Origin of the sequence: Microterricola viridarii, from assembly GCF_001542775.1 — a bacterium.
GTDB classification, from domain to species: Bacteria; Actinomycetota; Actinomycetes; order Actinomycetales; family Microbacteriaceae; genus Microterricola; species Microterricola viridarii_A.
On the sequence record NZ_CP014145.1, the window covers coordinates 850,342 to 876,013 of the forward strand.

22 protein-coding genes and 1 pseudogene are annotated in these 25,672 nt (G+C 70.2%); 13 read left to right on the forward strand and 10 right to left on the reverse strand.

Annotated features, from left to right (window positions below):
- Nucleotides 1-43 precede the first annotated feature (43 nt).
- Both AWU67_RS17660 and AWU67_RS03800 read left to right on the forward strand, forming a co-directional pair.
- The gene (locus AWU67_RS17660; protein ID WP_234407352.1) at nucleotides 44-460 is read left to right on the forward strand and encodes a DUF4190 domain-containing protein; all 417 of its coding nucleotides are present in this window, start codon (nucleotides 44-46) and stop codon (nucleotides 458-460) included.
- 149 nt (nucleotides 461-609) lie between these two features.
- Nucleotides 610-2,061: an aspartate ammonia-lyase gene (locus AWU67_RS03800; RefSeq protein WP_067232082.1), complete on the forward strand. Its 1,452-nt coding sequence runs from the start codon at nucleotides 610-612 to the stop codon at nucleotides 2,059-2,061.
- Between the two features lie 417 nt (nucleotides 2,062-2,478).
- Here AWU67_RS03800 and AWU67_RS03805 read toward each other — a convergent pair whose 3' ends face one another.
- Nucleotides 2,479-3,354 carry a fumarylacetoacetate hydrolase family protein gene (locus AWU67_RS03805; RefSeq protein WP_067226825.1) on the reverse strand — a complete coding sequence of 292 codons (876 nt, stop codon included), beginning with the start codon at nucleotides 3,352-3,354 and terminating at the stop codon, nucleotides 2,479-2,481.
- A 244-nt stretch (nucleotides 3,355-3,598) separates the two neighbouring features.
- Here AWU67_RS03805 and AWU67_RS03810 point away from each other — a divergent pair, with 244 nt between their 5' ends.
- Nucleotides 3,599-4,879 carry an L-fuconate dehydratase gene (locus tag AWU67_RS03810; protein ID WP_067226826.1) on the forward strand — a complete coding sequence of 427 codons (1,281 nt, stop codon included), beginning with the start codon at nucleotides 3,599-3,601 and terminating at the stop codon, nucleotides 4,877-4,879.
- A gap of 67 nt (nucleotides 4,880-4,946) precedes the next feature.
- On the opposite strand, the gene AWU67_RS03815 is transcribed toward AWU67_RS03810, so the two are convergent.
- From AWU67_RS03815 to AWU67_RS03830, 5 genes are all read right to left on the reverse strand, one after another.
- Entirely contained in the window at nucleotides 4,947-5,618 is a 672-nt protein-coding gene (locus AWU67_RS03815; protein WP_067226827.1) for a FadR/GntR family transcriptional regulator, read from the reverse strand.
- A 388-nt stretch (nucleotides 5,619-6,006) separates the two neighbouring features.
- On the reverse strand, nucleotides 6,007-7,536 hold the full coding sequence (locus tag AWU67_RS03820) for a DNA-3-methyladenine glycosylase 2 family protein (RefSeq protein ID WP_067226828.1): 1,530 nt from the start codon (nucleotides 7,534-7,536) through the stop codon (nucleotides 6,007-6,009).
- Between the two features lie 32 nt (nucleotides 7,537-7,568).
- Nucleotides 7,569-8,222 (reverse strand): hypothetical protein, encoded by a 654-nt coding sequence (locus tag AWU67_RS03825; RefSeq protein ID WP_129586626.1) that lies wholly within the window; start codon nucleotides 8,220-8,222, stop codon nucleotides 7,569-7,571.
- A gap of 44 nt (nucleotides 8,223-8,266) precedes the next feature.
- Complete coding sequence (locus AWU67_RS17925; RefSeq protein WP_335339026.1) at nucleotides 8,267-8,488, reverse strand: hypothetical protein; 222 nt, start codon at nucleotides 8,486-8,488, stop codon at nucleotides 8,267-8,269.
- A complete protein-coding gene (locus tag AWU67_RS03830) occupies nucleotides 8,485-9,813 on the reverse strand; it encodes a ribonuclease catalytic domain-containing protein (protein WP_335339027.1) in 1,329 nt (442 codons plus the stop codon). The genes AWU67_RS17925 and AWU67_RS03830 overlap by 4 nt, the downstream gene beginning before the upstream one ends.
- A 59-nt stretch (nucleotides 9,814-9,872) precedes the next feature.
- On the opposite strand from AWU67_RS03830, the gene AWU67_RS03835 reads away from it, so the two are divergent.
- Nucleotides 9,873-11,636, forward strand: coding sequence for a proline--tRNA ligase (locus AWU67_RS03835; RefSeq protein ID WP_067226830.1), 1,764 nt, complete (start codon nucleotides 9,873-9,875; stop codon nucleotides 11,634-11,636).
- A 34-nt stretch (nucleotides 11,637-11,670) separates the two neighbouring features.
- On the opposite strand, the gene AWU67_RS03840 is transcribed toward AWU67_RS03835, so the two are convergent.
- The gene (locus tag AWU67_RS03840; RefSeq protein WP_082716754.1) at nucleotides 11,671-13,170 is read right to left on the reverse strand and encodes an SDR family oxidoreductase; all 1,500 of its coding nucleotides are present in this window, start codon (nucleotides 13,168-13,170) and stop codon (nucleotides 11,671-11,673) included.
- Nucleotides 13,171-13,264: 94 nt separating this feature from the next.
- Between AWU67_RS03840 and AWU67_RS03845 the strand changes: the two genes are divergently transcribed.
- A complete protein-coding gene (locus AWU67_RS03845) occupies nucleotides 13,265-14,488 on the forward strand; it encodes a ferrochelatase (RefSeq protein ID WP_067226832.1) in 1,224 nt (407 codons plus the stop codon).
- 40 nt (nucleotides 14,489-14,528) lie between these two features.
- On the opposite strand, the gene AWU67_RS03850 is transcribed toward AWU67_RS03845, so the two are convergent.
- Nucleotides 14,529-15,086: a TetR/AcrR family transcriptional regulator gene (locus AWU67_RS03850; RefSeq protein ID WP_234407353.1), complete on the reverse strand. Its 558-nt coding sequence runs from the start codon at nucleotides 15,084-15,086 to the stop codon at nucleotides 14,529-14,531.
- Nucleotides 15,087-15,212: 126 nt separating this feature from the next.
- Between AWU67_RS03850 and AWU67_RS03855 the strand changes: the two genes are divergently transcribed.
- From AWU67_RS03855 to AWU67_RS03875, 5 genes are all read left to right on the forward strand, one after another.
- Complete coding sequence (locus tag AWU67_RS03855; protein ID WP_234407354.1) at nucleotides 15,213-16,745, forward strand: MFS transporter; 1,533 nt, start codon at nucleotides 15,213-15,215, stop codon at nucleotides 16,743-16,745.
- An 88-nt stretch (nucleotides 16,746-16,833) separates the two neighbouring features.
- The gene (locus AWU67_RS03860) at nucleotides 16,834-17,892 is read left to right on the forward strand and encodes a 3-isopropylmalate dehydrogenase (RefSeq protein ID WP_067226833.1); all 1,059 of its coding nucleotides are present in this window, start codon (nucleotides 16,834-16,836) and stop codon (nucleotides 17,890-17,892) included.
- A gap of 8 nt (nucleotides 17,893-17,900) precedes the next feature.
- The gene (locus tag AWU67_RS03865) at nucleotides 17,901-19,010 is read left to right on the forward strand and encodes a branched-chain amino acid aminotransferase (protein ID WP_067226834.1); all 1,110 of its coding nucleotides are present in this window, start codon (nucleotides 17,901-17,903) and stop codon (nucleotides 19,008-19,010) included.
- Nucleotides 19,011-19,039: 29 nt separating this feature from the next.
- The gene (locus AWU67_RS03870; RefSeq protein WP_067226835.1) at nucleotides 19,040-19,822 is read left to right on the forward strand and encodes a fumarylacetoacetate hydrolase family protein; all 783 of its coding nucleotides are present in this window, start codon (nucleotides 19,040-19,042) and stop codon (nucleotides 19,820-19,822) included.
- A 395-nt stretch (nucleotides 19,823-20,217) separates the two neighbouring features.
- On the forward strand, nucleotides 20,218-20,820 hold the full coding sequence (locus tag AWU67_RS03875; RefSeq protein WP_129586628.1) for a hypothetical protein: 603 nt from the start codon (nucleotides 20,218-20,220) through the stop codon (nucleotides 20,818-20,820).
- A 157-nt stretch (nucleotides 20,821-20,977) separates the two neighbouring features.
- Here the strand turns inward: AWU67_RS03875 and AWU67_RS17930 are convergent, their stop codons facing one another.
- The gene (locus AWU67_RS17930) at nucleotides 20,978-21,133 is read right to left on the reverse strand and encodes a hypothetical protein (RefSeq protein WP_335339028.1); all 156 of its coding nucleotides are present in this window, start codon (nucleotides 21,131-21,133) and stop codon (nucleotides 20,978-20,980) included.
- Nucleotides 21,091-22,050, reverse strand: a complete 960-nt coding sequence (locus AWU67_RS03880; RefSeq protein WP_335339029.1) for an aminotransferase class V-fold PLP-dependent enzyme — start codon at nucleotides 22,048-22,050, stop codon at nucleotides 21,091-21,093. The genes AWU67_RS17930 and AWU67_RS03880 overlap by 43 nt, the downstream gene beginning before the upstream one ends.
- Nucleotides 22,051-22,131: 81 nt before the next feature.
- Here AWU67_RS03880 and AWU67_RS18060 point away from each other — a divergent pair.
- From AWU67_RS18060 to AWU67_RS03895, 3 genes and pseudogenes are all read left to right on the forward strand, one after another.
- Nucleotides 22,132-23,093, forward strand: a pseudogene (locus AWU67_RS18060) (LysR family transcriptional regulator).
- A gap of 8 nt (nucleotides 23,094-23,101) precedes the next feature.
- A complete protein-coding gene (gene gltX / locus AWU67_RS03890) occupies nucleotides 23,102-24,619 on the forward strand; it encodes a glutamate--tRNA ligase (protein WP_067232091.1) in 1,518 nt (505 codons plus the stop codon).
- 16 nt (nucleotides 24,620-24,635) lie between these two features.
- On the forward strand, nucleotides 24,636-25,553 hold the full coding sequence (locus tag AWU67_RS03895; RefSeq protein ID WP_067226837.1) for an NAD(P)/FAD-dependent oxidoreductase: 918 nt from the start codon (nucleotides 24,636-24,638) through the stop codon (nucleotides 25,551-25,553).
- Nucleotides 25,554-25,672 lie beyond the last annotated feature (119 nt).

The window sequence follows — 25,672 nt, forward strand, 5'->3', positions numbered from 1 at the left end:
GTGCCCGAACCGGGCACAACACCCCCTTTGAAGGAGCTCTCCCATGTCTGCCACCATCCCCGTCGTGCCCGAGGCCCCGGCCCAGCCGGCCTACACCCCCGGCCCGTACGCGGAACAGCCGCCCCTCGGCCAGCCGACCGCAGCACAGCCGACCGCAGCACAGCCGACCGCACCTCAGCCGCCTGCGGCATCCGCGACCCCGACGCAGTGGCTGAGCATCAGCAGCCTCGTGCTCGGCATCGGGTCGATCTTCGCCGGCTGGACGTTCGTCATGCCGGTGGCCGGCCTCGTCCTCGGTATTCTCGCGCTGCGACGCGAGCCGGCCAGCCGCACCATGGCGATCTGGGGTGTCGCAGTCAACGGCGTTGTGCTTCTCGGCGGGCTGCTTGCCGGGCTGGGAGCGTTGCTATTCGGGCTCATCGCGCTGCCCTTCGCGTTCCTCCCCTTCGCCATGTTCTAGGCTGGAGGGGTACCAAGAGCCACAAGCTCGCACACCCCCTCGAGGCAATGGAGCCGTTCGTGTCGATCAGCACGCCTACCAGCACGTCCACCACTATCGCGGAGGGCGCCGCAGGCGCCAGTCACAGCCGCACACAGGAAGCACCCACCATGCAGGCAAGCCCCGGATTCCGTTTGGAGAGCGATTCGCTCGGAACCGTCGAGGTTCCCGAAAACGCGTATTGGGGTGTGCACACCAAGCGGGCCCTGGACAACTTCCCGATCGCGAAGCGCCCCATCTCGGTCTACCCCGACTTCGTGCGCGCACTGGCCCAGGTCAAGCAGGCCTGTGCCCGTGCCAACGTCGAGGTCGGCGCGCTGAGCGAGGAGAAGGGCCGTTGGATCGACGCCGCCTGCACCCGCATCATTCAGGGTGCACGCCACGAAGAGTTCGTCGTCGGCGTCATCCAGGGCGGCGCCGGCACCTCGACCAACATGAACGCCAACGAGGTCATCACCAACCTCGCGCTCGAGATCGCCGGCTACGAGAAGGGCCGCTACGACATCCTGCACCCGATCGATGATGTCAACCGCAGCCAGTCGACCAACGACACGTACCCGACGGCGATCAAGGTCGGCCTGGCGTTCTCGCTGCGCCACCTGACTCTCGAGCTCAGCCTGCTGCAGGACTCCTTCTCAAAGAAGAGCGAAGAGTTCACGCACGTGCTGAAGGTCGGCCGCACCCAGCTGCAGGATGCCGTTCCGATGACGCTCGGCCAGGAGTTCCACGGCTTCGCCACCACCCTCGGTGAGGACTACGACCGCCTCACCGAGACGCTCTGGCTGCTCGCAGAGGTGAACCTCGGAGCGACCGCCATCGGCACCGGCATCACGGCCGACCCCGGCTACGCAGCCGCCGCCGTGCGCCACCTCAGCGAGATCACCGGGCTCAAGATCGAGAGCGCTCCCGACCTGATCGAGTCGACCAGCGACGCCGGCGCCTTCATGTCGTTCAGCGGTTCGCTCAAGCGCAGCGCCATCAAGCTGTCGAAGATCTGCAACGACCTGCGCCTGCTCTCCTCCGGCCCGCAGGCCGGCTTCGGTGAGATCAACCTGCCGCCGATGCAGGCCGGTTCGAGCATCATGCCCGGCAAGGTCAACCCGGTCATCCCGGAGGCCGTCAGCCAGGTGGCGTACGCCATCGCCGGCAACGACGTCGCCATCACCATGGCGGCGGAGGCCGGCCAGCTGCAGCTGAACGCCTTCGAGCCCGTCATCGCACACTCGCTGTTCCAGGGCCTGGCGTGGATGACGCAGGCCTGCTGGACGCTGCGCGTCAACTGCGTCGACGGCATCACCGCCAACGAGGACCGCCTCGAGGCCATGGTCGCCTCCAGCGTCGGCGTGATCACGGCGCTGATCCCGTTCATCGGCTACACCGAGGCGGCCAAGATCGCCAAGGTCGCGCTCAGCACGGGGCACCCGGTCGCCGACCTCGTGGTCGCCGCCGGTTTGATGTCGCGCGAGGCTGTGACCGAGCAGCTGCAGCCGAGCAAGCTCTCGGGCATGGATGCCGCGGCATCCGTCTTGGTCACCGACCTGCAGGGCGAGCCCTCCGAGTAGAACCCGATCACGCACGCGCCGGCGCCCCCAGGGGTGCCGGCGTTTGTGCGTTCGGGGCGCGAATTGGCTTCGGTCGCTGGCGCTCCCTCGAGCCGACGGGGGACCGCTGGTTGAGCCTGTCGAAACCGGGCCCCGGGGTGTTGGCTTCGGTCGCTGGCGCTCCCTCGAGCCAACGGGAGAGTTCGCCCCGCCCGCTGGTTGGGCCTGTCGAAACCGGGCTCGGGCTGTTGGCTTCGGTCGCTGGCGCTCCCTCGAGCCAACGGGAGTGTTCGCCCCGTCCGCTGGTTGAGCGAACCCGCTGGTTGAGCCTGTCGAAACCCGGCCGGGGTGTTGGCTTCGGTCGCTGGCGCTCCCTCGAGCCAACGAGGAGCCGCCGCGGCATCCGCGCGGCTGCGCCCCGGCAGAAGGCGTGATCCGCTAGATGACCTGGCAGTGCGTCGTCAGGTAGCCGATTCCACCGATCGACACCGTGACGGTCGAGCCGTCGCGGAGGAAGATCGGGGGCTTGCGGGAGTAGCCGGCGCCGCCTGGGCTGCCGGTGGAGATGAGCGTGCCGGCCGGGAGCGTGGCCGAGCGAGACAGGTAGGAGATGATCTCGGCGACGGAGCGCACCATCTCGCCGCTGGAGGCGTCCTGCAGGATGTGGCCATCGACGTTCGTGGTCAGCCAGAGGTCCTGAGGGTCCGGCACCTCATCGGCCGTGACGACGACGGGGCCTGTGGGCGTGAAGCCGTCGAAGGACTTGCACCTGGACCACTGCGCCTCGCTGAACTGGATGTCGCGGGCGGTGATGTCGTTGACGACCGTGTAGCCCCAGACGTAGTCGAGGGCGTCGCGCACCGACACGTCCTTGGCCGGCTTGCCGATGATCACGCCGAGCTCGGCCTCGTAGTCGACCTGCTGGGAGATCTCGCCGGGCCACGTGGTGGTGGCCTCGTGCGCGGTGAGCGAGTTCGGCCAGAGCGCGAACACGGTCATCGCGGTCTCGCTGCGCAGCTTCAGCTCGCTAGCGTGGGCGGCATAGTTGGCGCCGACGGCGAGGATGTGCGGCGGGCGCAGCACCGCGGATGCGTGCCGCAGTTCGTCGAGGGGAGTGAGCGAGACGCGCTGGGCGACGGCCTGGTCGACGACGGCGCGCACGTGGGCGAGCCCGGGCTCGCCGCGCTCGATGAGCGCCTGCAGGTCGGCGGGGGCCTCGTCCATCACCTCGTCGAGGAAGAGCGCCCCGCTGCCGAGGGTCACCGCGAGACGCGGGGTGGACTGGCCGTCGAACCTCAAATGCGCAAACTTCACCCTTCTACGCTACCGGGCGATCAGGGGTTTCCCTTGTACGCGATCACCAGCGAGGCGCACCGATCCTTGCACTTAATGCACAAAGGCCCGACTTTGCGGGGCTTCTCCGGCAAAGAAGGGCGCAATCGTCGGAACTCTTGCGACGTATTGTCCGAGCACATCCGGGCGTTTCGGCCCCGCTGAGCGCAATTGACAAGGCAAAGATCGGATGTTTATAGTCGCTTGACCCCAAGGGAAGGTTTCCATGAGCACCATCATCAGCGTCGACACCACTGACGTGCGCTTTCCGACGTCTCTGCAGCTTGACGGCTCCGACGCCATGAACCCAGACCCGGACTATTCCGCGGCCTATCTCGTCATCCGCACGGATGCCGCTGACGGCCTCGAGGGGCACGGGTTCGTCTTCACCATCGGCCGTGGCAACGACGTGGAGGTGGCTGCGATCGACACGCTCGCCGGGCACCTCGTCGGCCGCAACGTCGAAGAGCTGCTCTCCGACATGGGCGCCACCTCCCGCCTGTTCATGCACGACTCGCAGCTGCGCTGGCTCGGCCCGGAGAAGGGCGTCATGCACATGGCGATCGGCGCCGTGATCAACGCGCTCTGGGACCTCCGCGCCAAGCGTGAGGGCAAGCCGCTCTGGCAGCTGCTGGCCGCGCTCAGCCCGGAAGAGATCGTCGACCTCGTCGACTTCCGCTACCTGACCGACGCGCTCACCCCGGAGGAGGCGCTGCAGATCCTGCGCGCCGCAGAGCCCGGCCGCGCCGAGCGCGAGGCCGAGCTGCTCGCCAAGGGCTACCCGGGATACACGACCAGCCCCGGCTGGCTCGGCTACTCCGACGAGAAGCTCGCCCGGCTCTGCCGCGAGGCCATCGCAGAGGGTTTCACCCAGATCAAGCTCAAGGTGGGGGCCGACCTCGACGACGACATCCGCCGACTGCGCATTGCCCGCGAGACCTGCGGCGAGGGTTTCCCCATCGCCATCGACGCCAACCAGCGCTGGGATGTCGCCGACGCCATCGCCTGGGTGAAGGCGCTGGAGCAGTTCGACATCAAGTGGGTCGAAGAGCCCACCAGCCCGGACGACGTGCTCGGCCACGCCGCAATCGCCCGCGGCATCGCGCCTATCCCGGTCGCCACCGGCGAGCACGCCCAGAACCGCATCATCTTCAAGCAGCTGCTGCAGGCGGATGCCATCGGCTTCATGCAGATCGACGCTGCCCGCGTCGGCGGCGTGAACGAGAACATCGCGAACCTGCTTCTGGCCGCCAAGTTCGGCGTTCCGGTCTGCCCGCACGCCGGCGGCGTCGGTCTCTGCGAGGCCGTGCAGCACCTGAGCATGTTCGACTACATCGCGGTCTCCGGCAGCAAGGAGGGCCGGGTGATCGAGTTCGTCGACCACCTGCACGAGCACTTCGTCACACCCGTCGTGATGCAGGGCGGAAGCTACATGGCGCCGCTCGCGCCCGGTGCCGGTGCCGAGATGCACGCGGCATCCGTCGCGGAGTACAGCTTCACCCGCTGATCTCGCCAACAACACAGCGCCCGTCGGATTCTTCCGGCGGGCGCTGTGTTGTTTGTTGGCGGTGGGGCTAGAGCGCCTCGCGCAGCCACTGCTCGACGCCGCTGACGTGCACGACGGTGAGGGCGTGTGCCAGCTCGGCATCGCCGCGCTCCAGTGCGGCGACGATCCCGGAGTGCTCGTGCAGCGTGCGGTCGACGGCGTTCTCCTGCGTGACGCCGCGCCAGATGCGGGCGCGCACGGTGTGGCTGGAGAGCGAGTCGATGAGGCTGGAGAGGTAGCTGTTGCCTGCCGCGGTGACGATGCGCCGGTGGAACTCGAGGTCGTGTTCGACGAGGCCCTCGACGGAGGTGGTGTCGTCGACGGCGGCGATCATCTCCTTCAGCTCGGCGATGGCGTCGGGGTCGAGCTTGCCGGCGGCCAGAGCCGTCGCGGCGGGTTCGAGGATGCGGCGCACGGCGAAGATCTCGAGGATGGATGCGTCGTCGTGCAGGTCGACGACGAAAGACATGGCCTCCAACAGGAGGCGCGGCTCCAGGCTGGTGACGTAGGTGCCGTCGCCGCGGCGCACGTCGAGCACGCGGATCACCTCGAGGGCCTTGACCGCCTCGCGCAGCGAGCTGCGGGAGAGGCCGAGTGCTTCGCTCAGCTCCTTTTCCGGCGGCAGCCGGTCGCCGGGGCCGAGATCGCCGGAGACGATCATCTCCTTGATCTTGAGGATCGCTTCGTCGGTCACAGCCATGCCGTCATACTAGCGGCGGGCTGCGCGCGAGCCGTGCGCGGGCCGTGCGCGGGGTGTTGGCTTCGGTCGCTGGCGCTCCCTCGAGCCAACGTGGGGCCCACCCCACCACGTCGGCTGAGGAAGCGAGGAACGAGCGACCGAAGCCCGGGAGCCAACCAGACTGGGTTGCGCGGGGTGTTGGCTTCGGTCGCTGGGGAGTGGCACGAGTCGAAAACTCGAGTGCATCGGTAGCGGTTGCGCAGATTTCCTGGCGGAGGGCTGCCGCCTTTCGCGACGCTGCGCGTCGCGCCCTCGAGCCAAGGTGGGGCCCACCCCACCACGTCGGCTGAGGAAGCGAGGAACGAGCGACCGAAGCCCGGGAGTCAACCTGACCGGGTTGCGCGGGGCGTCAGCCGGCGAGCGCCCGCCAGAGGTGCATGCCGGCGTAGCTTCGCCAGGGCGCCCAGGCGGCTCCGTGCGCGGCGAGGGGCGCCGCGGCATCCGGCAGACCCAGGCGGGCCGCGCCCTGGCGGATGGCGAGGTCGCTGGTCAGCAGCACATCTGGGCTGCCGAGCACCCGCATGGCCACGTACCCGGCCGTCCACGGGCCGATGCCCTTCATCGCGGTCAGCTGGGCCATCAACTGCTCGGCGCTCTCGCCGACGTCGAGCCGCAGTTCGCCGCCCGCCAGGGCCTCCGCCACCCGCACGATGGTGTCGATGCGGGCGACCGGGCCGCGCAGCACGTCGCGCCCGCCGGCCGCGATTTGCGCGGCGGTCGGGAACAGCGTCCACCCGCCGCGCTCGACCGGCAGCCGGTCGCCCAGCGCCGCCGCCAGCCGGCCCAGCATCGTGTGCGCGGCGGCCACCGAGATCTGCTGGCCGATCAGGGCACGGAACAGGGTCTCCTCCGGGCTCATGCTGCCGGGCACCCGGATGCCCGGCACCGCAGCCACCGCAGGCGCGAGCGCCGGGTCGGCGGCCAAGGCGGCATCGATCGCGGCGGCATCCGCGTCGAGGTCGAGCAGGCGGCGCACCCGCGACACGAGCGGGGCCAGGTCGCTCAGCTCGTCCAGCGTCGCTTCGCAGCGGACGAACGGCGCGGCCGGCGTGCCGTCCAGGCTCAGCGCGACGGTCGCCGTGCCGGTCGGCAGTCGCAGTGCGCGCCGGTACACCCGACCGTCGTACGTCTCCACCCCGGCCACGGCGCGCACGCCGAGGAACCCGAACACGCCAGCCCCGTCGAAAGGCGCCCGCGCCGGCAGCCGCAACGACACGCTCGTTCCGGGTTCCATCGGTGCATCGGCTGAGAGCGTCGCGGCGGCACTTGGCACGGGGGAGTGGCTCCGACGGCGCGCCCCGCGCAACCGCAGCTCGCTCGGCGTCTGCTGGTACACGGCCACGACCGTCTCGTTGAACTGGCGCACGCTGCCGAAGCCAGCCGCGAACGCGATGTCGCTGAGCGGCAGCAGCGTGTTGACGAGCAGCTCACGGGCCGTCTGCGCGCGCTGCGCCCTGGCCAAGGCGAGCGGGCCGGCGCCGAGCTCCTGCTGCAGAACCCGGCCGAGGTGGCGCGGCGTGTAGCCGAGCCGGGCAGCGAGCCCCGGCACCCCGCTGCGCTCCACCTCGCCATCGGCGATGAGGCGCATGGCACGGGCGGCGAGGTCGTCACGCACATTCCACTCGGGCGAGCCGGGCACGGCATCCGGCAGGCAGCGCTTGCAGGCGCGCAGCCCCGCCTCGTGCGCAGCGGCGGCGGTCAGGTAGAACGAGACATTCACGGCCTTCGGCGTCGTCGCCGGGCAGCTGGGTCGGCAGTAGATGCCGGTGGAGTGCACGCCGGTGATGAACTGCCCGTCGAAGCGGGCGTCCCGCGAGCTCATGGCGCGGTAGCGCTCGGCGAAGAGCGCCGCCTCCTGCTCGCCCGTTGCCTGTGTCATGCCTCTAGCGTGACACGTTCACGGCCTCGCTGTTAGCGGGATTCGGACACGACAGTTCGGGCAGAGCGGTCGCCCAGGACGATGGCAATGACGCCGAGGAAGACGGGGCCGACGGCGCGGAGGAGCGTGTCCAGCGAGCTGAGCATCAGCGCAATCGTCTGCGCGTCCGGATTGGGGCCGCGCCCGGCGCCGATGTTCACGCGGATGAGCTGGCTGAGCAGCCACACAGCGGCGAGAGCCGCGAGCACCCAGCCAGGGGCCCAATTCCACGGCTGCGGCACGACACCGGCCCTGGCGATCAGGATGACGGCGATGGCGGCCACCACGAACTGGACGAAGGAGTCGACGAGGCGCAGCTCCATCCACAGCCCGGCGAGGTCGTTGCCCGTGCCGAGGGTGCTCCAGAACAATTGGGAAGCAACGAGCAACACCGCGAACGCCGCCAGGGCAGCCGTGCCGAGCGGTCGCCGCGCCGTGACGCTGCCTGTGCCGCCGAGGCCGAAGGTGAAGATCAGCAGCGCGAGGGCGTGTGCGGCCGTGCTGATCGGACCGATGGCCTCGCCCGGCAGCAGCACGGGCCACCAGGCGAGACTAAACAGCGTGGCGGCGATGAGCAACGCCCCGCCGATTGTCCAGGCCCGGCGCACATCCGTCGTGGGTCGAACGCTACTCTGCGTGTTGGTCATGGCCAGAGACTAGCCACAGCGTGGCGCCAGGTCGAGGAGGCGCGTCACACCGCGTCGAAGGCCACGCTGCCCGTCGCAATGTCGGCCGAGCGCAGCACGACGGTGATGACCGAGCCGGGCGACGGATGCCGCGGGGCCGCGCACTCCGCCGTGGCGAGCGGCTCCGCCACCTGGACGCGCGCGTTGTCGCCGTGCAGCGAGAGCACGGTTGCCGGAAAGCGTCGGCCCACGCTGCCGCTCAGCATGGCCGCCTCGACCCGGTTCACCGAGGCGGAATCCAGTTCGGCCGCGAGCCGGCCGCTCGCCCCATGATTCCGGGCAGTTCCCCGAGCGAGTCTCGCGCCCACCCCGGCACCGGCTCTCCCGCGCAGAGTGCAGCACAGATGACGAGGCTCCACCGGTCGACGAGGCGGCGCAGCGGCGCCGTCGTGTGCGCGTAGGGCGCCGCGATCGCCGACTGCACCGGGTCGGCCGGGGCCGGCAACCCACGCTCGACGTCGAAGGCCTGGTAGCCGGCACCACGGAACAGGGTCGTCGCTGCCTGCAACACGGCGAGCGCCGCCGGGTCATCCTGCTGTAGGTCGCGCAGGTAGTCGCCGTAGTGCTGCTCAGCTGGCCAGGGCAGGCCGAGCGCGACCGTCTGCAGCCGGAACGTCGCGAACTCCTCCGGACCGGGCGCCGGCATGGTGCGCAGGATGCCGACACCGCCGTCCAGCATGATGCGGGCCGCAGCCATGCCCGTCAGCAGCGACAGCTGCGCGTTCCACTCCTCGACCGGCAGCGACCGGCGCCGCTCCAGCGTGTAGCCGGTCGGGCCGAGCACGATCTCCTCGTCCGGCGCGTTCAGGCTGGCGCCGCCGCGCAGCCGCTCCTGCTCGATGCGGGCCAGGCCGACGCTTTTGAGCAGGGCCAGCGAGGGCGCTGCCGTGCCGTCACCCGTGCCGGCCGCCGTGCCGTCACCCGCGCCGTCACCCGCGCCGTCATCAATGGCGGCCTGCGCCTCTGCGTAGCTCAGCCGGGCGCGGGAACGCACCACCGCCCGGAACACGGTGGCGCTCTGCACTTCACCGCGCGCGTCGAGCGTGAAGTCCCAGACGAAGGCGCGGCGGTCGGCGCCCGGCAGCAGCGAGGCGGCGCCCTCGCTGATCACCGGCGGGTGCAGCGGGATGCGGCCGTCGGCGGCGTAGAGCGTCTGCCCGCGCCGGCGCGCCTCGCGGTCAACGGCCCCGCCGGGCGCAACGAGCGCCGGCAGGTCGGCGATCGCGTATCGCACCCGGAAGCCGCCGTGCTCCGCGTCCGCCGGCTCGATGTGCAACGCCTGGTCCAGGTCGGTCGTGCCCGGCGGGTCGATCGTGATGAACTCGACCGCCGTCAGGTCGAGAACCGCCGTCAGGTCGACAACCGTCGTCAGGTCGACAACACCCGGGGGAGCAATCCGCAGTGCGGCGCTCGCCGCGGCCCGCTCCGCCTCGGCCGCGGCATCCGCCGGAAACGCGCCAGGCAGCTCGAGGGCGACCCGCAGCGCCGCCAGCGAGGAGGCGAGCTCCGTCTGGGCGGCGGATGCAGCGATATGAGGGCGGCGGGCCGGCATGCGCCCAGCCTAGGACCTTGGCGCCACACGCCCGGAGCGCTGGCGATAAAGTAGACGCTGTGATTACACGCCTCTCGAACTATTTCCTCCGAACCCTTCGCGAAGACCCCTCTGACGCAGAGGTCACCAGCCACCGCCTCCTCGTGCGGGCCGGCTACATTCGCCGACAGGCACCAGGAGTGTTCGCGTGGCTTCCGCTGGGCCTGCGCGTCAAGGAGAAGATCGAACGCATCGTCCGCGAGGAGATGAACAACGCCGGGGCGCACGAGGTGCACTTCCCCGCGCTGCTGCCGCGCGAGCCCTTTGAGATCACCGGTCGCTGGGAGGAGTACGGCGAGGGTCTGTTCCGCCTGAAGGACCGCAAGGGCAGCGACATGCTGCTGGCCCCCACCCACGAGGAAGCTTTCACGCTGCTCGTGAAGGACCTCTACAACAGCTACAAAGACCTGCCGCTGTCGCTCTACCAGATCCAGGACAAGTACCGCGACGAGGCACGCCCCCGGGCCGGCCTGCTGCGCGGCCGCGAGTTCACCATGAAGGACGCCTACTCCTTCGACTACACGGACGCCGGCCTCGACAAGAGCTACCAGGCCCAGCGCGACGCCTACGAGCGCATCTTCACGCGCCTCGGCCTCGAGTACGTCATCGTCAAGGCGGATGCCGGCGCGATGGGCGGCTCCAAGAGCGAGGAGTTCCTGCACCCCACCCCCATCGGCGAGGACACCTTCGTGCGCTCTGCCGGAGGCTACGCGGCCAACGTCGAGGCATTCACGACGCTGGCCCCCGCGCCCCGCTCCTTCGAGAAGCTGACGCCGGCCGAGGTGCTGCCGACGCCGGACACCGCCACGATCCAGACCCTGGTCGACAGCGCCAACACGAACCACCCGCGCCCGGACGGCCGCCTGTGGACGGCCGCGGACACGCTGAAGAACGTCGTGCTGGCCCTCCGCTACCCGGATGGCACGCGTGAGCTCGTCGTGGTCGGCCTGCCCGGCGACCGCGAGGTCGACCAGAAGCGCGCGGAGGCGGCCTTCGCCCCGGCCGAGGTCGAGCCCGCCAACGAGGACGACTTCAAGGCGAACCCCGGCCTGGTCAAGGGCTACATCGGCCCGTGGTCGCCCGCCGGCCCCGTGCTCGGCACCGAGTCCACGACCGGCATTCGTTACCTCATCGACCCCCGCGTCTCCGAGGGTTCCGGCTGGATCACGGGCGCCAACGACCACGGCCACCACGTGTTCGGCCTGGTCGCCGGCCGCGACTTCACCGCCGACGGCACGGTCGAGGCGGCAGAGGTGCTCGCCGGTGACCCGGCCCCGGACGGCTCCGGCCCCGTCGAGCTCGCCCGCGGCATGGAGATCGGCCACGTCTTCCAGCTCGGCCGCAAGTACGCGGAGGCCCTCGGCCTCAAGGTGCTCGACGAGAACGGCAAGCTCGTCACCGTCACGATGGGCTCCTACGGCATCGGCGTCACCCGCATCCTCGCGATCATCGCCGAGCTGAACAACGACGAGAACGGCCTGATCTGGCCGAAGACGGTCGCTCCGTTCGACGTGCACGTGGTGGCCACCGGCCGCGACGCCGCCGTGTTCGAGGCCGCCGAGACGGTTGCCGCCGCGCTCGAGGCCGCCGGCAAGGACGTTCTGTTCGACGACCGCCCCAAGGTGTCGCCCGGCGTGAAGTTCGGCGACGCCGAACTGATTGGCGTGCCGACCATCGTCATCGCCGGCCGCGGTGTCGCAGAGGGCGTCGTCGAGATCTGGGACCGCCGCACGGGCGAGCGCACCCCGGTCGCGATCTCCGAGGTCGTCGAGGCACTCAGCTAGTCAACGCCAGCGCGTCGGAAGGCGGTCAGGGGGCTCACGCCCCCTGGCCGCCTTCTCTGTTTCGCCTTGTGCGCGCCTCGGCCTCCAGCACGACCCGGTTCGCCATGCCCGTGAAGATCACGCCGTGGAACGGAACGAGCAAGTACCAGTACAGCCGTCCCGCCAGCCCCTGCGGGAAGTAGACCGCGCGCTGCCGGTACACCCGGTGGTCGCCGGCATCCCGGGTCTCCAGCTCCAGCCAACCCCGACCAGGCATCCGCATCTCGGCGCGCAGCCGCAGCCGCGACCCGCGTTGGATCTGCTCGACCCGCCAGAAGTCGAGGGCGTCGCCGGTCTGCAGTCGGGCGGTGTGCCGGCGCCCGCGGTCCAGGCCCACCCCGCCGACGAGTTTGTCCAACCACCCGCGGATCGCCCAGGCCAGCGGGAAGGAATACCAGCCGTTCTCACCGCCGATGCCCTCGATCACCGACCAGAGTTCATCGACGCCGGCGGACGTCGTGCGGTGCTTCTCATCGATGAACACGGTGTGACCGGCCCAATCTGGGTCGCTCGGCAAAGCGTCGGCCGGGGCGTCGTCCAGGCTGGCGCCGTGCCAGGATGTCTCCACCTCGCCGGCCCGCATCTTCGCCAGTGCGAGCCGCACCGCCCGCCGGTAGCCGGTGAGGCCGCCCGGTGGCGGCGGGATCACCGCGTCAATGTCGTGCTCGCGCACCACGCAGTCATACTGCAGCGATTCGATGATCGGCACGGCGAGCCGGCGGGGGATCGGCGTGACCAGGTTCACCCACTGCGAGGCCAGCCACGGCGTGAACACGGGCAGCGCCGCGATCGGTCGCTGCGGCAGCCCGGCCTCCACCGCGTAGCCGTTCATCATCTGGCCGTAGCGCAGCACGTCCGGCCCGCCGATGTCGAAGGTGCGGTTGATGGTGCCGGGCGCCTCGACAGCGCCGAGCAGGTAGTGCAGCACATCGCGCACGGCGATCGGCTGCACCTTGTTGCGCACCCAGCGCGGGGCCGGCATGTACGGCAGCACCTCCGTCAGGTGCCTGATCATCTCGAAGGATGCCGAGCCGGAGCCGATCACGATGCCGGCCTGCAGCGCGATCGTCGGCACCCCGGAGTCCAGGAACAGCTCGCCGACGGCCTTGCGCGAGCGCAGGTGCCGCGACAGCTCGGCGGAATCCGGGTGCAGGCCGCCGAGGTACACGATGCGTTTTACGCCGGCCGCCCGCGCCGCGTCCGCCACGTTGTCGGCCGTCTGCAACTCGGTCTGCTCGAACGACCCGCTGGCCGAGAGGGAGTGGACCAGGTAGACGACAACGTCGATGCCGGCGCAGGCCGCCTCGACATCCGCGGGGCGCAGGAGGTCGCCCTCCACCACCTCGACGCGCTCGCGCCAAGGCACGTCGGTGAGCTTCTGGGCCGAGCGCGCGAGCACCCGCACCCGGTGCCCGTGCTCGAGCAGTCGGGGCACGAGGCGCCCGCCGATGTAGCCCGTGCCGCCCAGCACCAGAATGCTTCGTTGCTCCTGCATGGCTGCCTCCCGTGGTGAAGTCTGAGCGCCCATCCTCCATGTTACGTTATTAACTAGCCAAGCTAGATAATTCCGAGAAGTAGATGGAGACGCCATGCAGAAAAGTGAGAACGCTTCCCCCGTGATCGGCGCGAGCGCCGCGGCGGCGGCCGGCGGCGAGCACGTGGAGGTGCCGGTGCACTACGACGCGATCCTGCTGGCCGGATTCGGCGGCCCGGAGGGCCAGGATGACGTCATCCCGTTCCTCCGCAACGTCACCCGCGGCCGCGGCATCCCCGAGGAGAGGCTCGAGGAGGTCGCCACGCACTACCGGCACTTCGGCGGCGTCAGCCCGATCAACGACCACAACCGCCAGCTCAAGGCTGCGCTCGAGGAGGAGCTCGGCCGGCGCGGAATCGACCTGCCCGTGCTGTGGGGCAACCGCAACTGGGCGCCCTATCTGGGCGAGGCCCTCGACGAGGCGGCGGAGCGCGGCTTCACCTCGCTGATCGCCATCGCCACCAGCGCGTACTCCTCGTACTCGAGCTGCCGGCAGTACCGGGAAGACCTCTGGGGCGCCCTCGACGCCAGTGGCACCCACGGCGCGATCACGATCGACAAGGTGCGGCAGTTCTTCGACCACCCCGGTTTCGTCACGCCGTTCATCGAGGGTGTCGATGAGGCGGTGGCCGCCTTCGAGCAGGAGTTCGGAGCTGAGGGCATCGATTCTGCCGTCGAGGTGCTGTTCGCTACGCACTCGATTCCCACGGCGGATGCCGAGCGCTCCGGCCCGCGCGAGCGCGACTTCGGGCACGGCGGCGCCTATGCCGCCCAGCACAATGCGGTCGCGGAGGTCGTGATGCTCGCGGTCGAGCAGCGCAGGGCCGAACGCTCCGCGTCGAGGGCGGAGGCGGTGGCGGCTCCGATCCCGTGGCAGCTCGTCTACCAGTCCCGTTCCGGGGCGCCCAGCACGCCGTGGCTGGAGCCAGACATCAACGACGCCATCGCCGAGCTTCCGGCCGCCGGTCGCCGGGGCGTGGTCGTGGTGCCCCTCGGCTTCGTCAGTGACCACATGGAGGTGATGTGGGACCTCGACAACGAGGCGCGCGAGACGGCGACCGACAACGGCCTGAGCATGATCCGGGTCGCAACACCGGGCACCCAGCGCGCCTTCGTCTCTGGGCTCGTCGACCTCGTGTTGGAGCGGCGCGACGGCACGCCTGCCGCCGAACGCCCGGCGCTGACCGCGCTCGGCCCGTGGTTCGACGTCTGCCGGCCCGCCTGCTGCGAGAACGCCCGCCTCGGCTTCCGCCCGGCACTGGCCGGGATCGCGCCGTGAGTGCGCGCCGGCGCCATGGGCGCCGCCGGGCGCCCGAGCTCTAGTCCAGCAGCTTCGCGAGCACGGCGAGCAGGCGGTCCATCTGCTGGGTCGACTCGGCCGACCGGGGGTCGAATCCTGCCGAGGGCATCGGGTTGGCGAGCGCCGAGTTGTAGTAGAGGCCGTCGCTGACAAGGAGAATGGCCTCGGCGACATCCGGGTCGCCGACGGCCTCCTCGACCACGGCAAGCCACTGCTGCCGCAGCGCCGCGAGTGCCTCGTTGGCGGCGGGGTGCGTGCCCTGGGCCAGGCAGGCCGCGGCGATGATGGCCCGGTCCAGCGGGGTGTCGGTGTTCACCGAGGTGCGGATCAAGTAGTCGACAGAGCCGGCCGGCGCGTGCCTGATGTTCTCGACATCGGTCGTGGCCAATTCAGCCAGCCGGGTGAGCTGCCCGGTGACCAGGGCATCCTTCGAGCCGAAGTGGTAGAGCAGCCCGCCCTTGGACACCCCGGCGCGGGCAGCGACGGCATCCAGCGTCGCCGCCTTCTCGCCCTGTTCGATCAACAAGGCCTCGAAGGCGTCGAGCAGGCGGTCACGGGTGGGGGAGGGGGTGCTCACCCGCCCAGCGTAGCGAGAGTCCATGGAGGTCATGTTGCTACTGTACCGGCTGGACGGTATAGTTATCGAGTCCTGATCGAATGACAGCGCGCGGATGCCGCGCGCAGACCGAAAGAATTGATAGTCGTGACCACGCCCAACACCACCCAATCTGTGCCCACTGCAGTGCAGCCAGCGCGCAGCAGACGGCAGTGGGTCGCGCTCGCCGTGCTCATGTTGCCGGTGCTGCTCGTGTCGATCGACAACACGGTGCTGAACTTCGCGCTGCCGGCCATCTCCGAGGCGCTGCAGCCCACCGGCACCCAGCTGCTCTGGATGATCGACATCTACCCGCTGATGCTGGCCGGCCTGCTCGTCGCGATGGGCAGCCTCGGCGACCGGATCGGCCGCCGCAAGCTGCTTCTCATCGGTTCCGCCGGCTTCGGAATCGTCTCTGTGCTCGCCGCATTCGCCCCGAGCATCGAGTACCTCATCGCCGCCCGGGCCCTGCTCGGCTTCTTCGGCGCCATGCTGATGCCCTCGACGTTGTCGCTGCTGCGCTCTGTCTTCACCGACCGGGAACAGCGCCGCCTCGCGGTCGCCGTCTGGGCCAGCGGATTCGCGGCCGGCAGTGCGCTCGGCCCGATCGTCGGTGGCTTCCTGCTTGAGCACTTCACCTGGGGCTCCGTGTTCCTCATCGCCGTGCCGCTGCTGCTGCCGCTCCTGATCATGGTGCCGCTGCTGGTTCCGGAGTCGCGCGACCCGAACCCGGGCAAGATCGACGTGGCCAGCATCCTGCTCTCGCTGTTCACCATGCTTCCCATCGTGCTCGGCATCAAGCGCGTCGCCGAGGGCGGCTTCGACCTGTTCGGTGCCATCGCGGTGCTGGTTGGCCTCGCGGCCGGTGTGCTGTTCGTGCGCAGGCAGAAGCGGCTCGAGACGCCCATGCTCGACCTCGAGCTGTTCCGCCGCGGTGCGTTCAGCGGCGCCGTCCTGATCAACCTGTTCAGCGTCATCGCGCTCGTCGGCGGCCTGTTCTTCGTGTCGCAGCACCTGCAGCTCGTGCTCGGGCTCTCCCCGATGAACGCGGGCCTCATCCTGGTGCCCGGGCTCGTGGTGATGATCATCGCCGGCCTCGCGGTCGTGCCGATCGCCAAGCGGGTGCGGCCATCACGCCTGATTCCCGCCGCGCTGCTCATCTCGGTCGGTGGCTACGCGGCCATCGCAGTGACCGGCGGCGAGATCTCGGCGCTGGGCATCGCGGTCACGTTCACCGCGCTGGGCCTCGGCATCGGCGCGGCGGAGACCGTCTCCAACGAGCTCATCCTCTCCAACGTCTCCGCCGACAAAGCGGGCGCGGCATCCGCCGTCTCCGAGACCGCGTATGAGCTGGGCGCCGTGCTCGGAACGGCGATCCTCGGCACCATCCTCACCGCCTCGTACCGGGCAGCCGTCGAGCTGCCGCAAGGCCTGAGCGCTGCGCAGCAGGCGGCGGCGGGGGAGACCCTGGGCGGAGCGGTCGCGGTAGCCGGCGAACTCCCCACCGACCTCGGCGCTGTGCTGCTGGACTCGGCGCGTGCCGCCTTCGACAGCGGTGCGGGCATGGCCGCATGGATCGGCGCCGGGCTGGTGCTGGCGGCGGCCGTGATCGGCCTGACCACGCTGCGCAAGGCGAGCTGACGACGGCGTAACCGGGGTGGGCCGCGGTACTACGCTGGGAACAGTCGTCAGTGCCGTCAGGCCCACCCCGTCTTAGTCAAGGAGTGCAATGTCCCGTGTCGTGAAACTTGCTGTCATCCCCGGTGACGGGATTGGTCCAGAGGTGATCGCCGAGGCGCTCAAGGTCTTGGATGCCGCGACCGCCGGCAGCGACGTCACCATCGACAGCACGCACTTCTCGCTCGGCGCCGCCCGGTTCCTCGAAACCGGCGATGTGCTCACGGACGCCGACCTCGGCAGCATCAAGGAGCACGACGCCATCCTGCTCGGCGCCGTCGGCGGTGTGCCCGGCGACCCTCGCCTGGCGAACGCCAACATCGAGCGCGGGCTGCTGCTGAAGCTCCGCTTCAGCCTCGACCACTACGTCAACCTGCGCCCGAGCGTGCTCTACCCCGGCGTGCCCAGCCCGCTGGCCGCCCCCGGCGACGTCGACTTCGTCGTCGTGCGCGAAGGCACAGAGGGCCCGTACGTCGGCAACGGCGGCGCGATTCGCCAGGGCACGCCGCACGAGGTCGCCAACGAGGTCTCGGTGAACACCGCGTTCGGGGTCGAGCGCGTCGTGCGCCACGCCTTCGCCGTGGCATCCGCCCGCCCGCGCAAGAAGCTCACCCTCGTGCACAAGACCAACGTCCTGGTCTTTGCCGGCTCGCTCTGGCAGCGCACCGTGAACGCGGTCGCCGCCGAGTTCCCCGACGTCACCGTCGACTACCTGCACGTTGACGCCGCGACGATCTTCTTGGTGACGGATCCTGCTAGATTTGACGTCATCGTCACAGACAATCTCTTCGGCGACATCCTCACCGATCTGGCGGCCGCAATCAGCGGCGGCATCGGCCTCGCTGCCTCGGGCAACATCAACCCGAGCGGCCAGTTCCCCAGCATGTTCGAACCGGTCCACGGATCGGCCCCCGACATCGCAGGCAAGCAACTGGCCGACCCCACCGCAGCGATCCTCTCCGTCGCACTGCTTCTGGCCCACCTCGGCCTCGAAGCGGCTGCCGAGAACGTCAACCGCGCGGTCGTCGCCGACATCGCAGCACGCACGGGCCAGCCCCGCGCCACCGCTGCCATCGGCGACGCTATCGTCAGCACCCTCTCCATCGACTAGGACGAACGATGACCAACACCGACAGCACCCCAGCCCCGCTCGAATTCGCCGTCACCCGCAACCTCGTGGGCACCTCGGATGCCGCCCGCGCCGAGATCCTCGCCGACCCCGGCTTCGGCAACCACTTCACCGACCACATGGTCGACATCTGCTGGTCGGTCAAGGGCGGCTGGCACCGCCCGCGAGTGCAGCCGTACGGGCCGATCCCGCTGGACCCGGCCGCCGCCGTGCTGCACTACTCGCAGACCATCTTCGAGGGCATGAAGGCCTACCGGCACGAGGACGGCTCCATCTGGACGTTCCGCCCGGAGGCGAACGCTGCACGCCTGCAGCGCTCCGCCCAGCGCCTGGCCCTGCCCGAGCTGCCGACGGAGTACTTCCTCGAGTCGCTCAAGCAGCTCATCGCCGTCGACGGCGCCTGGGTGCCGACCGAGGAGGACCAGAGCCTCTACATCCGCCCGTTCATGTTCGCCAAGGAGGCCTTCCTCGGCGTGCGCGCGGCAGAGAAGGTCGCCTACTACGTCATCGCCAGCCCCGCCGGTGCGTACTTCCCCGGTGGCGTGAAGCCGATCTCGATCTGGCTCTCCACCGACTACGCCCGCGCCGGCCGCGGCGGAACCGGTGCGGCCAAGACCGGCGGCAACTACGCCTCCAGCCTGCTGCCGCAGGCAGAGGCCTACGCGCAGGGCTGCGCCCAGGTGCTCTTCCTCGATTCCTCTGAGGGCAAGTACCTCGAGGAGCTCGGCGGCATGAACGTCGTCCTCGTCTACAAGGACGGCCGCGTCGTCACGCCGGAGTCGCCCAGCATCCTCGCGGGCATCACGCTCGACTCGGTGCTGCAGCTGGCTCGCGACCGCGGACTCCAGGTGGAGCAGCGCCGCGTCACGCTGGCCGAGTGGCAGGAGGGCGTGGCATCCGGCGACATCACCGAGGTGTTCGCCTGCGGCACCGCCGCCGTCATCACCCCGATCGCCCAGCTGCGCAACAACGAGGTCACGATCGGCGATGCCGACGCGCCCGCCGGGCCGCTGACCATGTCGTTGCGCGAAGAGCTCACCGACATCCAGTACGGCCGTCGCCCAGACAAGCACGGCTGGCTCACGCGCCTCGACGCGTAGCCAGCACCTCACTCAGGAAGCCTTCTGCCATGAAGATCGCCCGGTTCAGCCACGACTCCCGCATCGCCTACGGCATCGTCGACGAGACCGACCTCGTCGTGCTCGCCGCCGACCCCATGTTCGCCGGCCTCGACACGACGGGGGAGCGGGTGCCGTTGGCCGACGCCGTGTTGCTGGCCCCGGTCATCCCGCGCTCCAAGGTCATCGGCCTCGACCGCGGGTACTACCCGGATGACGTTGCCAAGGAGACGCAGGAGGACGGCGGTGACCACCGGCTCGAACCGCAGTTCTTCCTGAAGCCGAACACGACCGTGGTCGGGCCGAACGACAGGGTGATCCTGCCGGCGGCCTCGGCCGCGGTGCACGCTGAGGCCGAGCTTGCCATTGTGATCGGCAAGATCGCGAAGAACGTGCCCGTCGAGGGCGCCAGCGACGTGATCTTCGGCTACACGGTCGCCAACGACCTGACCGCCGTCGACCTGATGAAGGGCGACGACCACATTGCCAGGGCGAAGAGCTTCGACGGGTTCTGCCCGATCGGCCCGTACATCGAGACGGAGTTCGAGCCCGACACCGCCGTCGTCACCGGCGCGGTCAACGGTGCGGTCACGCAGAGCGCGGAGATGACGCTGCGGCGCCACTCTCCGGCCGAGATCGTCTCGTTCCTCTCCACCTGTTTCACGCTGCTGCCCGGCGACGTGATCCTGACCGGCGCTCCCGCCAAGTCCTTCGCGGTGCAGCACGGCGACACCGTCACGGTGTCGGTCGACGGCATCGGCTCGCTGAGCAACCCGGTCGCCCGCCTCAGCTAGCCGCCGCGCACGGCACGCTGCTCTCGCGGCCCCCGAAAAGTCCCGCGGCCCCCGATATACCGGGGGCCGCGGGACTTTTCGCGTGCCGCGACGCGAATGCGGGCGCTGCCGGGCGGCCTATCGGGCGCGTGCCGCCGGCGCGAGCTCCCTCCGCGCCGTTGGCTCGAGCTCCCTCCCTCCGCTGGCTAGGGCTCCCTCCGCGCCGCCGGCTCGAGCTCCCTCCGCGCCGCTGGCTTGAGCTCCCTCCGCTGGTTGAGCCTGTCGAAACCCCGACCGGTGTCCGTGGGGAGCCTCCCTTCCCCGTTGGCTCGAGGGAGCTTGCGACCGAAGCCAACCCCGCGCACGCGGACGCCGGGTCGCTTGCCGCGCCTGGCCGGCGAGCGTAGACCTGAGCCATGACGAGACCAGGCGAGTCGGGGCCGCCCCAATCGACCCCGCCCCAATCGACCCCGCCCCAGCTGACCCCGCCCCTGGCGGCCGGCGGGCCGCGCGGCAGCCTGCGCCTGCACGCGATGGTGCTTCTCGCGCTGTTCGCCGTGCAGTTCCTTGCCGGGATGGTGCTGAACCTGTTCGTCACGCTGCCCGACACCCACCCGGGCACGACCGGGGGCGAGTACTTCTCGCGCTCCTGGGCCAGCCTGCTCTGGGCGCTCTCCGGCGCGGGCGGCTGGACTCTGCTGCTGCACACGATCCTGGCGCTCGCGCTCACCCTCGGCACGCTGACGCTCTTCGTGCGTGCACTGGCCCTCCGCCCGCCGCCACAGGCTGCCCGCCGCTGGCGATGGGGCAGCGGTGTCGCGTTCTTCTTCACGCTCGCGGCGCTCTTCAATGGCCTGAGCTTCACCGACTACGACGAGGACTTCAGCTCGCTGATCATGGCGGTCTGCTGGCTCCTCGCGCTGCTCGGCGTCGTGGCGGCGATGCTGCCGCCCCGGCATCCGCCCGTCATCGCCGCTCCGCGCAGCGAGTCAGCGGATGCCGCGCGTGACACGCCGTGAAAACGGGCTGAATCGGGCCGAACGCCTGCTCGCATCCGCTGAACGGCTACGAAACTCTGGCTACGAGACGCTGGCTACGAAACGGTGGCCGGCTGCGAGGCCGGGGTGCGGGCCCGGGGCGCGGGCCCGGGGTGCGGGCCCGGGGTGCGAGCTGTCGCTACATGCGGCCGAGCGCGCGCAGCGCATCGGCGACGTCGTCCTCGTCGTTCCACAGGTGGAAGGCGACGCGGGCGCAGCCGGCGCGACCGGACGCCGTGATGCCGCCGGCGGTCAGCGCGCCGAGGGCGGCGCCGTCGGCATCCGGCCACGCCACGATGGCCTGGCCGCGCGGCTCGATGCCGAGCCCGGCGCAGAACGCGTCGGCGAGCCCGACCGCGTGCGCCCGGACGGCGTCGAGGTCGAGCCGACGGAACAACTCGATGGCCGGCTCCGCGCCGACCCAGGCCTGCCAGGCGGGGAGGCGTCGAAGCGGCGTGCGCTGGCGGCGAGCTCCATGGTCGGGCCGTAGCAGGCGGCGAGTGGGTCCTCGCCCGCGTACCAGCCGGTGTGCAGCGGGCGCAGCTCGCACTGGAACGCGGCCGAGACGGTGAAGAAGGCGACGCCGCGCGGCGCGCACAGCCACTTGTAGCTGTGGCAGATCGTGGCGTCGAACAGCGCGGCGTCCACCGGCATCCAGCCGGACGCCTGGGTGGTGTCGCAGAGCGTGCGGGCGCCGTGCAGGCGCGCGGCCGCCGTGATGGCGTCGACGTCGGCGATGGCCCCGGATGCCGATTGCACCAGCGAGAACACGACGAGGGCGGTGTTCGGGCCGACGCTCGCGGCGAGTTCGGCCAGCGGAACGTGGCGCACCCGCAATCCGCGGTGAGCCTGGCCGAGGAAGGGGAACACCATCGAGCTGAAGTCGCCGTCGACGCAGAGCACCTCTGAGCCGTCCGGCAGCCCGGCCGCGACCATGCCGGTGAACACGGAGGCCTGTGCGCCGATCGCGACGCGGTCGACGCCCACCCCGACGAGCCCGGCATAGCTGGCGCGCACCCGCTCGACCGTGTCGGCGTAGCCGCCGACGGTGGCCTCGCCACGCGCCCAGCGCTCCGCGTCGATCAGCGTTGCGGTGAGGGTGTCGCTCGACGGCAGGCCCATCGTGCACGCCCCGAGGTAGCCCCGGCCGCCGCGGAAGAGCGCTCGCGCATCGGCGAGGGTCACGGTGGGCTCAAGGGTCGTGCTGTGCATGAATCCAGCCTGAACGATCCCGACACATTCAACAAGGTTCGTGATCCTATGAAAACGATAATCATGGCTTATGATTGGCGGATGCGGATCCCTGAACCCGAGCGTGAGCTCGACCTCGACTCCCACTCCTTGCGCGTCATCAACGCAATCGCCGAGCACGGCTCCATCACCGCGGCGGCCGATGTGCTCGGATACAGCCAGCCCGCGATCAGCCAGCACCTCAAGCGGCTCGAGGCGCGCATCGGCATGCCCGCCGTTGAGCGCATCGGCCGCGGCGTGCGCCTGACCGAGGCGGGACTCGTGCTGGCCCGGCACGCGCTGCCCGTCATCAGCGCCTTGGATGCCGCGGCGGGGGAACTCGCCGAGCTCACCGGTCTCCGCTCCGGCCGGGTGCGGCTCGCCGCCTTCCCCTCCGCCTCGCCGACGATCGTGCCCCGGCTGCTCGCGTCGATGAGCGCCCGGCATCCGGGGATCAACATCAGCTACATCGAGGCGGAGCCGCCGGAGGCCGTCGCCGCCGTCCGCGAGGGCCGCGCCGACCTCGCCCTCACATTCAGCTACCCGGGCGACCGGGGGACCCGCACACCGAGAGCGCGCACGGCCTCTCGGTGCGTGCACTCAGCCGTGAAGAGATGATGCTGGTGCTGCCGGCAGGGCATGAGCTCGCGGAATCCGGCACAGACACCGTCGATGTCGCCGAGCTCGCCGGCGAGGCATGGATCGCCGGCTGCCCCCGCTGCCGCGGCCACCTGCTCGAGCTCTGCGACGACAGCGGGTTCACGCCGCGCATCGGCTACGAGACCGACAACTTCCTCGCCGTGATGAGCATGGTGGCGGCCGGCCTCGGCGTCGCCGTGCTGCCGACCCTCGCCATCGAGTCGGCCGGGGTGCCGGCAGGCGTCGTCGTGCGGCCGACCAGCAAGCGCAATTTCCGCACCATCCACGTCGTCGGCACGCCGGGCGCCCGCCAGGTGCCCGCGATCGCGGCCACCCTGCAGATGCTGGCCGAGCTCACGGCGGCACCAGAACGCCTGACGATATGATTGGCATGATGTCTGACGCAAATCACCCCTGGTCCACCGCCACTGGCAGCGACGTCCGCGTGCGCTTCTGCCCCTCGCCCACCGGAACGCCGCACGTCGGCATGGTGCGCACCGCCCTGTTCAATTGGGCTTATGCACGCCACACCGGCGGCAAGCTGATCTTCCGCATCGAAGACACGGATGCCGCCCGCGACAGCGAAGAGAGCTTCCACCAGCTCGTCGACGCGCTCAGCTGGCTGAAGCTCGACTGGGATGAGGGCGTCAACGTCGGCGGCCCGCACGAGCCGTACCGGCAGTCGCAGCGCACCGACATCTACCTTGAAGTGATCGAGAAGCTCAGGGCGGGCGGCCACGTCTACGAGTCGTACTCGAACGCTGAAGAGATCGACGCGCGCAATGATGCCGCCGGCCGCGCCCGCCAGCACGGCTACGACAACTTCGACCGCGACCTCACCGACGAGCAGCGCGCCGCCTTCCGCGCAGAGGGCCGCCAGCCCGCCCTGCGCCTGCGGGTGCCGGACACCGACCTTTCCTTCGACGACCTGGTGCGCGGCGAGATCACGTTCCCCGCCGGCTCCTTCACCGACTTCGTCGTCGTGCGCCCGAACGGCGCCCCGCTGTACACGCTCGTGAACCCGGTCGACGACGCGCTCATGCAGGTGACGCACGTGCTCCGTGGCGAGGACCTGCTCTCCTCCACCCCGCGTCAGATTGCGCTCTACCACGCACTGATCGACATCGGAGTGACCGACTTCGTGCCGCTGTTCGGTCACATGCCCTACGTGATGGGCGACGGAAACAAGAAGCTCTCCAAGCGCGACCCCGAGTCGAACCTGTTCCACCACCGCGACCGCGGCTTCATCCCGGAGGGCCTGGTCAACTACCTGTCCCTGCTCGGCTGGTCGCTCTCGCACGACCGCGACGTGTTCTCCATCGCCGAGCTCATCGCCGCCTTCGACATCGAAGACGTCAACCCGAACCCGGCCCGCTTCGACCTCAAGAAGGCCGAGTCGATCAACGGCGACCACATCCGCATGCTTGACGTCGTCGACTTCGCCGCGCGCACCGTGCCCTACCTCGAGCAGGCCGGCATCCTGACCGCCCCGCTCAGCCCCAGCCAGGCCGCCATCCTGGCCGAGGCTGCGCCGCTCGTGCAGGAACGCATCACCCTGCTCGGTGAGGCACCGGGCATGCTCGGCTTCCTGTTCACGGATGCCGCCGGGCTGGCCTACGACGAGGCGGCACTCGCCTCGCTGCCCGCCAACGCCGACGAGGTGCTCGCCGCCTCCATCGACGCGCTCGATCGTATTCCCGCAGTGGAATGGACGCACGAGCAGCTGCAGGAGGCGCTGAGCGGCGCGCTCATCGAGGGTCTGGGGCTGAAGCCCCGCATCGCCTACGGCCCGCTGCGCGTCGCCGTCTCGGGGCGCAAGATCTCCCCGCCGCTGTTCGAGTCGATGCAGATCCTCGGGAAAGACGACACCATCGCGCGTCTGAACCGCCTGGCCGCCTCGCTGCAGGCCTAGTCTTCGGAGGGGTGCCATGAGCGATTTCGACGTCGCGGTCATCGGCGCGGGCCCGGCCGGGCTGAGCGCAGCGCTCGGGCTGGTGCGCTCGCGCCGGACCGTGCTGCTGATCGACAGCAACCGGCCGAGGAACGCGGCGACGCTGCGCTCACACGGCTTCCTGACGCGGGACGGCGTGCCGCCGCTCGAGCTGCGCAAGCTCGGCCGAGAAGAGTTCGAGGGGTACCCCGGCGCCACCTTCCACGCCGGGCTGGTGCAGGGCGTCCAGGCGACGCCCGACGGCTTCCGGCTGAGCGCCAGAGGCATCCGCGGTGCGAGCGATCTGGAGGCGACCGTCGGCAACATCGTCGTGGCCACCGGGCTGATCGAGAAGCTGCCCTCGGTGCCGAGCCTGCGCGCCTGGTACGGCACCGACCTGCACAGCTGCGTCGAGTGCGACGGCTACGAGAAGCGCGACGCGGCACTCGCGCTGATCGGTGAGTCCGACGACCTCGCCGAGCGCGCGCTGCTGATCAGCCAGTGGTCGAGTGACCTCATCGTGTTCACCAATGGCGTGCCCGCCGTCACCGAAGCTGAGCAGTCTGCCCTCGCGCGGCGCGGGGTGCGCATCGAGCGGCGGCCCATCGCCGACGTCGTGGGGGAGCGCGGCCGGATGACGGGCGTGCTGCTCGCGGACGGCGAGACGATCCCGCGCGAGGCCGGCTTCGTGCGCCCGGAGTGGACGCCGGCGATCGCCTACCTCGACGGCCTCGGTGTGCGGCTGGACGACTCAGGACTCATCGCCGTTGACGCCCTCGGCCGCACCAGCGTGCCCGGCATCTATGCGGCAGGGGACTCGACCGCGCCCGGCCCGGAGCAGCTCATCATCGCGGCGGGGCACGGCGCCCAGGTGGCCGCGGCTCTGAACCGCGACCTGCTCGGCCCGCTGCTCTGAGAACCCCACAAACACGGGCGGCACGCGCGGGATTCAGGGCCGGTTTTGCCCGAACTCCCGGGATGGGATAGAGTTCTTCTCGGCCCGAAGAACGCTTTCGGGTGGCTCACTCAGGTGGG

Bases quoted from the DNA above. Each gene is read 5' to 3' on its own strand.
- gltX (WP_067232091.1), top strand. From the start codon at position 23,102: ATGTCTGACGCAAATCACCCCTGGTCCACCGCCACTGGCAGCGACGTC.
- AWU67_RS03895 (WP_067226837.1), top strand. From the start codon at position 24,636: ATGAGCGATTTCGACGTCGCGGTCATCGGCGCGGGCCCGGCCGGGCTG.
- AWU67_RS03825 (WP_129586626.1), bottom strand. From the start codon at position 8,222: ATGACCAACACGCAGAGTAGCGTTCGACCCACGACGGATGTGCGCCGG.
- AWU67_RS03800 (WP_067232082.1), top strand. From the start codon at position 610: ATGCAGGCAAGCCCCGGATTCCGTTTGGAGAGCGATTCGCTCGGAACC.
- AWU67_RS03845 (WP_067226832.1), top strand. From the start codon at position 13,265: ATGCAGAAAAGTGAGAACGCTTCCCCCGTGATCGGCGCGAGCGCCGCG.
- AWU67_RS03815 (WP_067226827.1), bottom strand. From the start codon at position 5,618: ATGGCTGTGACCGACGAAGCGATCCTCAAGATCAAGGAGATGATCGTC.
- AWU67_RS03830 (WP_335339027.1), bottom strand. From the start codon at position 9,813: ATGCCGGCCCGCCGCCCTCATATCGCTGCATCCGCCGCCCAGACGGAG.
- AWU67_RS03820 (WP_067226828.1), bottom strand. From the start codon at position 7,536: ATGACACAGGCAACGGGCGAGCAGGAGGCGGCGCTCTTCGCCGAGCGC.
- AWU67_RS17660 (WP_234407352.1), top strand. From the start codon at position 44: ATGTCTGCCACCATCCCCGTCGTGCCCGAGGCCCCGGCCCAGCCGGCC.
- AWU67_RS03810 (WP_067226826.1), top strand. From the start codon at position 3,599: ATGAGCACCATCATCAGCGTCGACACCACTGACGTGCGCTTTCCGACG.
- AWU67_RS03870 (WP_067226835.1), top strand. From the start codon at position 19,040: ATGAAGATCGCCCGGTTCAGCCACGACTCCCGCATCGCCTACGGCATC.
- AWU67_RS03840 (WP_082716754.1), bottom strand. From the start codon at position 13,170: ATGCAGGAGCAACGAAGCATTCTGGTGCTGGGCGGCACGGGCTACATC.
- AWU67_RS03865 (WP_067226834.1), top strand. From the start codon at position 17,901: ATGACCAACACCGACAGCACCCCAGCCCCGCTCGAATTCGCCGTCACC.
- AWU67_RS03860 (WP_067226833.1), top strand. From the start codon at position 16,834: ATGTCCCGTGTCGTGAAACTTGCTGTCATCCCCGGTGACGGGATTGGT.
- AWU67_RS03880 (WP_335339029.1), bottom strand. From the start codon at position 22,050: ATGCACAGCACGACCCTTGAGCCCACCGTGACCCTCGCCGATGCGCGA.
- AWU67_RS03875 (WP_129586628.1), top strand. From the start codon at position 20,218: ATGACGAGACCAGGCGAGTCGGGGCCGCCCCAATCGACCCCGCCCCAA.